The organism is Variovorax sp. E3, from assembly GCF_016082275.1.
Lineage (GTDB): Bacteria > Pseudomonadota > Gammaproteobacteria > Burkholderiales > Burkholderiaceae_C > Variovorax.
In genome coordinates, this window is sequence record NZ_MOWM01000215.1 from 1 (window position 1) to 9,724 (window position 9,724).

A 9,724-nucleotide genomic window follows, 5' to 3' on the forward strand; every position below is an offset into this window, starting at 1 on the left:
GGGCTGGTTCTTGGCGTCGGTGGTGCCGTAGGGCGGAAAGTCGACCAGCATGCCGATGGTGATCTCGCCCTTCTTCTTGATGTCGGCCACGGTTTGTGCCGAGGCGAAGGGTGCGAACACGGTCAGCGCGGCGCCGAGGCCCAAGGCTGCGATGGCAGCACGGCGGGTGGTGGTACGGGTCATTGGATGTGTCTCCTGAATAAAGAAAGGAAGCGACGAGAAAAATCAGCGTGGTTGACGATCGATTCGTGGAACACCGCGGAACCGGCTTTGCCGGGCCGCTGGTGTTGCCCCCGGCGAGGGGGTTGGCGAAAGCGACACGAAGTGCGCGAAGACTGGGGGAGTTCTCATCTTGCGAGCGCCCGGGCGCGCTTGCGCTCCATGCGCGCGGCCAGCAGCGACAGCGGCCAGCAGATCACGAAGTAGATCGCCGCCACCACCGAGAACACGATGAGCGGCTGGAAGGTCGCGTTGTTGACGATCTGCCCGGCGCGCGTGACCTCGACGAAGCCGATGATGGCCGCCAGCGACGTGCCCTTGATGATCTGCACCACATAGCCCACCGTGGGCGCCAGCGCGATCTTCAGCGCCTGCGGCAGCACCACGTCGCGCATGCGGGCCGTGTACTTCAGGCTCAGCGCCTCGGCCGCTTCCCACTGGCCGCGCGGAATGGCCTCGATGCAGCCGCGCCAGATTTCGCCGAGGAAGGCGGCGCTGTTGAGGATGAGCGCCACGCCCGCGGCCACCCACGGGTTGATGTCCAGCCCCAGCACCGGCGCGCCGAAGAACACCAGGAACAGCTGCAGCAGCAGCGGCGTGCCCTGGAAGATCTGGATGAAGGTGGTTGAAATGCCGCGCGCCCACGACGAGTCCGACGTGCGCATCAGCGCGATGACGAGCCCGAGGATGGCGCCGCCCACGAAGGCGATGGCCGACAGCGCGAGCGTCCACTTGGCCGCTTCGAGGATGAAAAGGAATTCGGGAAAACCGAAGGTACGCATGGTGTGGTGCTCCGTCCGTCGTCTGGGTTACCGGCGGTCCGGATAGTTGAGCGTGCGCTTGTAGATCAGCTTGAACATCGCCGAGAAGGCCAGCGCCAGCGCCAGGTAGATGCCCGCGACCACGATGTAGATCTCGAAGCTGCGGAAGGTCTGCGACTGCAGGTTGGCGGCCACCGAGGTCAGGTCGTCGGCCGAGATGACCGACACCACGGCCGAGCTCAGCATCAGCAGGATGAACTGGCTGGTGAGCGCCGGGTAGATGGCCTTGAGCGCGGGCTTGATGATCACGAAGCGGAAGATCTCCCAGGGCTTGAGGTTCAGCGCCCTGCCCGCCTCGATCTGGCCCTTGGGAATCGACTCGATGCCCGCGCGGATGATTTCCGTGGCGTAGGCGCCCAGGTTCACCACCATGGCCACCAGCGCGGCCGTCTGCGGCGACCAGCGCAGCCCGATGGCCGGCAGCGCGAAGAAAAAGAAGAACAGCTGCACGAGGAACGGCGTGTTGCGGATCACCTCGATGTAGGCATTGACGATGAAGCGCAGCCAGCCCGGCCCCGAGGTCTTGCCCCAGGCGCAGAAGATGGCCACCACCAGGCCCAGCACGGTGGCGATGAGCGAGAGCTGGACCGTGATCCACGTGCCCTTGAGCAGCAGCGGCCAGGCGGCAAAGACGGCGTCGAATTGAAACTGGTAGTTCATGGTGGGCGAGCGCGGGTGGGTCGGGGTGTGCGCGTGCGAGCCTTGAAAAGCAATGCTTGCAGCTTATATGAAACCGGTTTCAGACCCACCTAGGGATTCCCCTAGGTGGTCGTTTTGTCCTACCGGCTGCCTACACTGGCGCGATGCTGAACCCACCCGCAGCCACCCTGTCCGCAGAGACAGCCACCCCCTTGGCCGGTCCGCCCACCGTGCAGCATTTCAGGCAGGCGCTGCTGTGGCCCGTGCGGCTGATGCCCGCGCCCGGCACCACGGCCGCGCACCACGGCCCCTGGCACGTGCTGCGCGACATGGGCGAGGCCTCGCCGTGGCGCGAGGAGGTCGACGACTACACCGGCGACAGCAGCCGCTTCCATGAGCGGCACTACAACGAGTTCGTGAGCTTCCTGCCGTACGTGCAGCGCTTCCTGTACGGCGAAGGCCGCTCGCGCGGCGCGGGAGCCACCGACGGCGACTCGCCGATGCGCATCTTTCGCCGCCACGACATCGCGGCCGTGCGCGTGGTGGCGCAGCCCGGCGAGGCGCCGGTCACGCTGGACGTGATCCATTGCGACCTGTACTTCTTCTTCGACATCGACGTGGTGCTGCTCAACCTGGAGGTCGGCGCCGACCACCTGAGCCTTGCGCAGGCGCAGGACATTCTTTACCGCTTCGGCCGCGCGTACCCCTCGGGCTGGGAGGCCGACGGCTCGGCCCTGCACTGCATGGCCAGCGTCGAATGGCTGGACGGCAACGGGCGCGTGCTCGCGAGTTCCGACGCGCAGCAGCGCGAGGCCTTTCTCTCGCACGTGGCGCAGCACCGCGCGCCGCGCATCTCGTCGCACTGGGCCTACCTGATGCAGCCGCTGGTGAGCGACCACTCGGAAGACCCGGGCGTGCTGCGCTACCGGCAGATCGAGTACTACCGCATGCCGGTCATGGCGTACCTGTCGCTCGACGATCCGCGCCGCCTCACGCGCGACGACTTCGTGCGGCTTGCGCTGGTCACGGGCGCGGGCGCACCGATGCCCACCTGCCCTACGCCGCGCACCACCTGGCGGACTTCGAGCACAAGTACTGCTACGACCGCTTCTGGGTCAACGCCGGCGCGGCGCCGAACACGCGCTACCTGTGCAACGGCCACGCGCTCATCGTGGTGGGCGACGCGCATTCCGAATTCTTCTGCTGCCGCGACCGCGGCGTGCTCGCGCAGTTCAGGCACCAGCACTTCCTGCTGTTCCTCATCGCGCATTTCCAGAAGGCGTCGCTGCTGATGTTCTCGGACCAGCTGGTGGAGGCGCTCAAGCGGCTGGACATCCGCCACACGCCGAGCGTGAAGCAGTTCAAGCGCGCCATCCGCGCGAGCTTCGAGCGCTTTTTGCGCTTCACGCACCGCTACTGGTTCCACGAGATCTCGGAGCAGGCGCAGGTGCGCGCGCTGTCGCACATGTGCGCCACGCACCTGGGGCTGGACCCGCTCTACGACGAGGTGAAGGCGCGCATCGCCGACATGAACACCTACCTGGACGCCGACAGCCTGCGCCGCCAGGCCAGCACCGTGGTGCGGCTCACGGTGGTCACGCTGTTCGGGCTGATCGGCACCATCACCACCGGCTTCCTGGGCATGAACCTGCTGGCCGAAGCCGATGCGCCGCTGTGGCGCAAGGCCCTGTGGTTCGGCGTGGTGTTCGCCGCGACGACATGGCTCACGATCTACACGATGGTGAAGTCGCAGCGGCTGTCGGACTTCATCGACGCGCTGTCGAACGACCGGCTGGGCTTCAGGGGCAAGATGGCCGCGCTGGCGCGGGTGTGGCGCTCGGGCGCGGATTGAACAGCCCGGGCGGGCCGGTCAGAAGGTGATGTCGGCGCTGGCCACCGCGCGAATCGGCACACCGAAGCTCGTGATGCTCGACAGCGTGGCGTTGTGGTGCGCGCGAATCTGCGCGCCCGTGGCGTGCGGCTTGTCGTGCGAGGTGTGCGCGTCGGCCGCGAGCACCACGTCGTAGCCCAGCGCGGCGGCGCGGCGCGCGGTGGTGTCGACGCAGAACTCCGACGAATAGCCGCAGATCACCACGCGCCTGGCCGCATGCTCCGACAGCCACGCGTCGAGCGGCGTGCGCAGAAAAGAGTCGGGCGTGGTCTTGCGGATCTTCGCGTCGCGCGCGTCGGTGTCGAGCGCGCCGACGAGCTGCCAGCGCTCGGAATCGAACTCGAGGTCGACCGCGTTCTCGTGCTGGATGAACGCCACGGGCACGCCGGCGGCGCGGGCGCGGCCGGTGAGCGCGTTGATGCGCTGCACCACCTCGGCGGCTTCATGGGGACGCGGCGGGTCGTCGCAGAGACCGCGCTGCACATCGATGACGAGGACGGCTGTTTTCATGCGGCCATCGTAGCCGCTGGCCTTCAGTTCCAGGCGCTCACTTCCAGCCGTACTTTCCCGGTGATGCCGGGCGCCGCCGGCGCGGCGCCGAGGCTGGACAGCGGCACGGTGAAGGTCAGCTTGCCGCCCGCCAGCTGCGTGGGGCTGATCGGCAGCGAGGCCTGCCCCGCCGTGTCGGTCTGCCAGCCGTACTTGACGCTCCAGCTCTGCGCCGCGTCGTTCGCGGCAGGCGGCGCGAGTTCGATCACCAGCGTGTCGCGAAACAGCGAACTGCCCTCGTAGTGGCCGTCGAGCCAGAACTTGTTGTTGACCTGGTAGTCGGGCACGCGCACGCCCAGCGTCATGGCATAGGCCAGCGTGGGGCGGTCCTGCTTCACGCGGGCCTTGTTGGCCAGGAACACAGTCGACAGGTAGACGGCGCGGCGCCCGGCCGTGGCGGGGTTGGTCAGTTCCTTGTGCGTGCGGCAGGCGGGCGAGTCTTCTTCGGCCACGCGCCGGCTCAGGTACCAGCGCTTGCCGCGCGGCGCGGCCAGCAGCTCGACCTGGTAGAGCGCATCGACGTCGGCGCCGGCCGGCAGGTCGGGCGGCAGCGTGACGCCGTCGATGTCGAACCACAGGTCGACGCGCACGTCGCCGAACAGGAAGCGCGTGAGGTTCTGGTAGGCCTCCTCGGAGTTGACGATGCCGAAGAAGCCCGAGTGCGAACGGAAGGCGAAGGCCGTGGCCACGGGCCGGCTCGTGCCGGCGTCGTCGATGGACCAGAGCGAGGCGTTCTCGATGCGCACCAGCCCGTCGCTGCCGTGGCCCGCGAACATGCGCGACAGGCCCTTGGCGGTCTCGTAGTCGCCGCGATTGGAGCCGACCATGCAGAAGAAGCGCTCGGCCGGAAAGGCCGAGGCCGGCAGGTAGTCCATGCGGCCGTTGACCGGCGCGGTGGCCAGGAACTCCGACATCTTGTCGCGATTGAAGGTGTTCATCTCGGCCGCCGTGAGCCAGGCCGGCACGTTGATGCCGCCCATGTCGATGCCGTTGTGCGGCGTGGCGTAGGTGAACACCTTGTCGACGCAGGCGCGCGCGGCGGCGTCGCCCAGCGCGGGGTTCTGCAGGAAGGCCCGCACCACGAGCCCGCCCATGGAATGCGCGACGAGGTAGCAGCGAAAGTCGGCCTTCGAATAGCCCGGCCCCTCGCGCAGCGCCACGAGGTCGCGCACGCGCAGGATCAGCTGGCTCAGGCCCTGTGCGTAGACCTTGACGTCGCGCGACTGGCCGTCGCCCAGCAGCTCGGAGCCGGCGTCGTAGTAGCGGTAGATGATGACGGAGGCGCCGTCGATGCCGTCCACGTCCTTGCCGTTCTCGTCGGGCGAGGGCTTCCAGTCGGGGTCGAGAATGTCCAGGCCGTTCTGGTAGACGCTCTGGTACTGGAAGTCGGCCAGCAGCCGCACCACCGGCGACTCGAAGACGAACTTCTGCGCCGGCGCTTCTTTCTTGACCGTGGCGCGGTAAACGGTGGAGCCGACGTGAAGCCGCAGAACGGATCGGCGGCGGTGTCGTCGCGCTCGGCCTCGGTCATGGCATAGCCGCGCACGTAGATGATGGGATAGCGATTGCTGCTCATGAACCTGCCGCCTCGTTCTCTGGTCGATGAAGCCTTCCAGTTTGCCGATGGGCTGTGGGAGCCGCCATATCGCGCATGGCATAGGACTGGCGGATTGCTCTGTGCCGCTGTTTCAGGGCGCGCCCGCCTCGAGCGCCGCGGTCACTCGAACAATCCCCTGCTCCCCGAATGTTTCTACGGCTGAAACCATTGAAACCTGCTTCGTGGCTAGTCTCGCGCCATCCGACAAACACAATCCAGAAGGCACCCCCATGGCTGACGATTCAGGTTCGCAGGGCTCCTACCTGCCTCAACTGCTGCGCCGCGGCACCGCGCTGGCGGCCGCCAGTTGCGCATTCGTCGCGGGTTGCGGCGCGCCGGCGGCACCGAAGCGCGTTATGACAACTCGCCGCAGTTCCGCGACGGCGGCTTTCACAACATGGCCAACCCCGACCTGCCGCAGCAGGCCAGCGCATGGCGCATCTGGTCGCGCTTCATCGTGGGCAGCAAGGTCGACAGCGTGCCCGTCGACGCCATTCCGGTGAAGGCGCTCGAGCGCACCGAACTCGACGCGCTCGACACCGGCTCCAACCACGTCTGCGCCTGGGCCACTCGTCGCACCTGCTCAAGCTGCGCGGCAAGTACTGGCTCATCGACCTGTGTTCAGCGAACGCGTGTCGCCCGTGCAATGGGCCGGCCCCAAGCGCTTTCACAAGCCGCCGATCGCGCTGGAGCAACTGCCGCCCATCGAGGGCGTGATTCTTTCGCACGACCACTACGACCACCTCGACGTGGCCACCATCGAGTACCTCTCGAAGACCGTGCGGCACTACTTCGTGCCGCTGGGCGTGCGCACGCGGCTGGTCGTCATGGGTGTGCCCGCCGAGCGCGTGACCGAACTCGACTGGTGGCAAGGCGCCGAGCACGACGGCGTGAAGCTCACCGCCACGCCCGCGCAACACTTCTCGGGCCGCACCCTGGGCGACCGCGACCGCACGCTGTGGGCCTCATGGGTGGTGCAAAGCGGCGAGCAGCGCATCTTCTACAGCGGCGACTCGGGCTACTTCCCGGGCTTCAAGCAGATCGGCGATCGCTTCGGCGGCTTCGACATCGCGCTGATGGAAAACGGCGCCTACGACGCCATGTGGCCCGCCGTGCACATGACGCCCGAGCAGAGCGTGCAGGCCTTCGAAGACCTGCGCGGGAAGGTGTTCTTCTCGGTCCACAACAGCACCTTCGACCTGGCGTTCCACACCTGGCACGACCCGCTGGACCGCATCGCGGACCTCACTGAAGCAAAGAAGATCGAGCTGGCGACGCCGGTGATCGGGGAGGTGGTGACGGTGGGGGCGGCGCGGACGAATACGCGGTGGTGGACGGGGCTGCGCTAGCCGCCCCGCTCCTTGCGCTCCCGCGCCCGCCGCACCTGCCGCGTCTCGCCGGCTTGCGAAGCAATGCGGTCTTTCTCCCGCTTCTTCGCCGCGCGCTTCTCGCGCATGCGCTTGCCCAGCACATAGCTGCCCAGGCCCGTGACGACGGCAATGAAGATGCCGATGACGCTGACGTCGATGCCGCCCATCATTGCACCCGCACGATGCTGGTCGGCTTGAAGCCGAGGTCGGCCGCCTTGCCCTTGCGCGCGCGGCTGCCGCGTGCGTTGTTGAGCGTGCGGATTTCAAGCGTTTCCTCGCGCTCCTTGCCGCCGCGCCCGATGCCTTCGATCTTCACGCTGCGCGTGTAGGCGGCGGCGCCTGCCAGCGTGTCCTTGGCCTCGAGGTCGATCAGCGTCAGGCCGCGGCCGCCCTTGGGCAGGCTCTTGAGTTCGGCGATGTCGAAGGTCAGGATGCGGCCGCCGGTCGAGGCGCAGGCCACGTGCGTGGCAGCCGGCATCGGCTCGGCGCCGCTCGCGCCGCCGACCAGCGACGGACGGCACAGCTGCTCGCCCTCGCCCACGTCGATGAAGGCCTTGCCGCCGCGCTGGCGCGACATCATGTTCTCGACGGTGGCGATGAAACCGTAGCCGCCGGTGTTGGCCAGCAGCACGCCGGCGCCCACGGGGCCGGCGAAGAAGTGCGTGACGTGCGTGCCGGCGTCGAGCTCGATGAGCGTGGTGACGGGCTGGCCGTCGCCGCGCGCGCCGGGCAGCGAGGCCACGGGCACGGTGTAGACGCGCACGCTCTTGTCCTTGGCGCTGCCGAACACGAGCAGCGTGTCGACGCTGCGGCATTCGAAGGCGCCGTACAGCGCGTCGCCCGACTTGAAGCTGTACTCGGGCATCGCGCCCTTTTCCCCGTTCGCGCCATTGGCCGCGGCCGCCTTCTCGCTGGCCCAGCCCTTCTGCGCGCGGACCCAGCCTTTCTGCGACACGATGACGGTGACGGGCTCGTCGACCACCTTCACTTCGGCCACGGCGCGCTTCTCGGCCTGGATGAGCGTGCGGCGCGGGTCTTCGAAGGTCTTGGCGTCGGCCTCGATTTCCTTCACGAGCAGGCGGCGCAATGCGGCGGGGCTGCCCAGGATGTCTTCGAGCTTCTTCTGCTCGTCGCGCAGGCCCGACAGCTCCTGTTCGATCTTGATGGCTTCGAGCCGCGCAAGCTGGCGCAGGCGAATTTCAAGAATGTCTTCGGCCTGGCGTTCGCTGAGGTTGAAGCGCGCAATGAGCGCGGCCTTCGGGTCTTCCGCCGCGCGGATGATCGCGATCACCTCGTCGATGTTCAGCAGCACCAGCTGCCGGCCCTCGAGGATGTGGATGCGCTCGAGCACCTTGTTCAGGCGGTGACGCGAGCGCTTCTCGACGGTGACCTGGCGGAACGCGATCCACTCGTTGAGCATCTGGCGCAGCGACTTCTGCGTGGGCTTGCCGTCGATGCCGACCATCGTGAGGTTGATCGACGACGAGGTTTCCAGCGAGGTCTGCGACAGCAGCGTGGTCGTGAATTCTTCCTGGCTGATGCGCGAGGTCTTGGGCTCGAACACCAGGCGCACGGCGGCGTCCTTGCTGGACTCGTCGCGCACCACGTCGAGCACCGACAGCATCGCGGCCTTCAGCTGCGTCTGGTCGGCGCTCAGCGCCTTCTTGCCGGCCTTGACCTTGGGGTTGGTGATTTCCTCGATCTCTTCGAGCACCTTCTGCGTGCTGACGCCCGGCGGCAGCTCGTTGACCACCAGCTGCCACTGGCCGCGCGCGAGTTCTTCGATCTTCCAGCGCGCGCGCACCTTGAGCGAGCCGCGGCCGGTGCGGTACGCGTCGGCGATGTCGCTCGCGTTGCTGATGATCTGCGCGCCGCCCGGATAGTCGGGGCCGGGCACGATGGCGAACAGCTCTTCTTCGGTGAGCGTGCCGTTCGACTTGATCAGCGCCACGCAGGCGTCGGCGATCTCGCGCAGGTTGTGGCTCGGGATTTCGGTGGCCAGGCCCACGGCGATGCCGCTGGCGCCGTTGAGCAGCGTGAACGGCAGCCGCGCGGGCAGCAGGCGCGGCTCTTCGGTGCTGCCGTCGTAGTTGGGAATGAAGTCGACCGTGCCTTCGTCGATCTCGTCGAGCAGCAGGCTGGTGATGCGCGCCAGGCGCGCTTCGGTGTAGCGCATGGCCGCGGCGCCGTCGCCGTCGCGGCTGCCGAAATTGCCCTGCCCGTCGACCAGCGGATAGCGCTGAGAGAAGTCTTGCGCCATGCGCACCAGCGCGTCGTAGGCGGCCTGGTCGCTGTGCGGGTGGAAGCGGCCGAGCACGTCGCCGACCACGCGCGCGCTCTTCACGGGCTTGGCGCCCACGGTGCCGTTGGTGCCGCCGAAGCCCAGGCCCATGCGCGACATCGAGTACAGGATGCGCCGTTGCACCGGCTTCTGGCCGTCGGACACGTCGGGCAGCGCGCGGCCCTTGACCACGCTCAGCGCGTATTCGAGATAGGCGGTCTGGGCGTAGTCGGCAAGCGTCAGCGTGGTGTCGCCGTCGGTGGGGCCTGCAAGGTCGAGCGGAGGTTGGGAATCCATCGTCTGTCGTTCTCGGAAGATCTGTGTTGCTTGTTATTCGGTCATGGCCACCATGGGCGC

7 protein-coding genes and 3 pseudogenes are annotated in these 9,724 nt (G+C 67.6%); 2 read left to right on the forward strand and 8 right to left on the reverse strand.

What is annotated here, in order from left to right; translation table 11 throughout:
• The 3 genes and pseudogenes from BMG07_RS37615 to BMG07_RS37625 form a co-directional block, all read right to left on the reverse strand.
• Window positions 1–183, reverse strand: a pseudogene (locus tag BMG07_RS37615) (ABC transporter substrate-binding protein); the annotation flags it as partial.
• Window positions 184–347: 164 nt separating this feature from the next.
• Entirely contained in the window at window positions 348–1,001 is a 654-nt protein-coding gene (locus BMG07_RS37620; RefSeq protein ID WP_198088753.1) for an amino acid ABC transporter permease, read from the reverse strand.
• Window positions 1,002–1,028: 27 nt separating this feature from the next.
• Complete coding sequence (locus BMG07_RS37625) at window positions 1,029–1,700, reverse strand: amino acid ABC transporter permease (protein WP_198088754.1); 672 nt, start codon at window positions 1,698–1,700, stop codon at window positions 1,029–1,031.
• Window positions 1,701–1,843: 143 nt separating this feature from the next.
• Here BMG07_RS37625 and BMG07_RS37630 point away from each other — a divergent pair.
• Window positions 1,844–3,531 (forward strand): annotated as a pseudogene (locus tag BMG07_RS37630) (hypothetical protein).
• 18 nt (window positions 3,532–3,549) lie between these two features.
• Here BMG07_RS37630 and BMG07_RS37635 read toward each other — a convergent pair.
• The 3 genes and pseudogenes from BMG07_RS37635 to BMG07_RS43585 form a co-directional block, all read right to left on the reverse strand.
• Complete coding sequence (locus BMG07_RS37635; RefSeq protein ID WP_198088755.1) at window positions 3,550–4,080, reverse strand: cysteine hydrolase family protein; 531 nt, start codon at window positions 4,078–4,080, stop codon at window positions 3,550–3,552.
• Between the two features lie 23 nt (window positions 4,081–4,103).
• Window positions 4,104–5,695, reverse strand: a pseudogene (locus BMG07_RS37640) (esterase/lipase family protein).
• A 411-nt stretch (window positions 5,696–6,106) separates the two neighbouring features.
• Window positions 6,107–6,286: a hypothetical protein gene (locus BMG07_RS43585; RefSeq protein WP_269759793.1), complete on the reverse strand. Its 180-nt coding sequence runs from the start codon at window positions 6,284–6,286 to the stop codon at window positions 6,107–6,109.
• Window positions 6,287–6,333: 47 nt separating this feature from the next.
• Between BMG07_RS43585 and BMG07_RS37645 the strand changes: the two genes are divergently transcribed.
• The gene (locus tag BMG07_RS37645; RefSeq protein ID WP_307867274.1) at window positions 6,334–7,065 is read left to right on the forward strand and encodes an MBL fold metallo-hydrolase; all 732 of its coding nucleotides are present in this window, start codon (window positions 6,334–6,336) and stop codon (window positions 7,063–7,065) included.
• Here BMG07_RS37645 and BMG07_RS37650 read toward each other — a convergent pair.
• Together BMG07_RS37650 and parC are read right to left on the reverse strand one after the other, a co-directional pair.
• Window positions 7,062–7,253, reverse strand: a complete 192-nt coding sequence (locus tag BMG07_RS37650) for a hypothetical protein (RefSeq protein WP_198088756.1) — start codon at window positions 7,251–7,253, stop codon at window positions 7,062–7,064. The two genes, BMG07_RS37645 and BMG07_RS37650, sit on opposite strands and share 4 nt — an antisense overlap.
• Window positions 7,253–9,664 carry a DNA topoisomerase IV subunit A gene (gene parC / locus BMG07_RS37655; protein WP_198088757.1) on the reverse strand — a complete coding sequence of 804 codons (2,412 nt, stop codon included), beginning with the start codon at window positions 9,662–9,664 and terminating at the stop codon, window positions 7,253–7,255. Before parC ends, BMG07_RS37650 begins: the two co-directional genes overlap by 1 nt.
• Window positions 9,665–9,724: the final 60 nt, after the last annotated feature.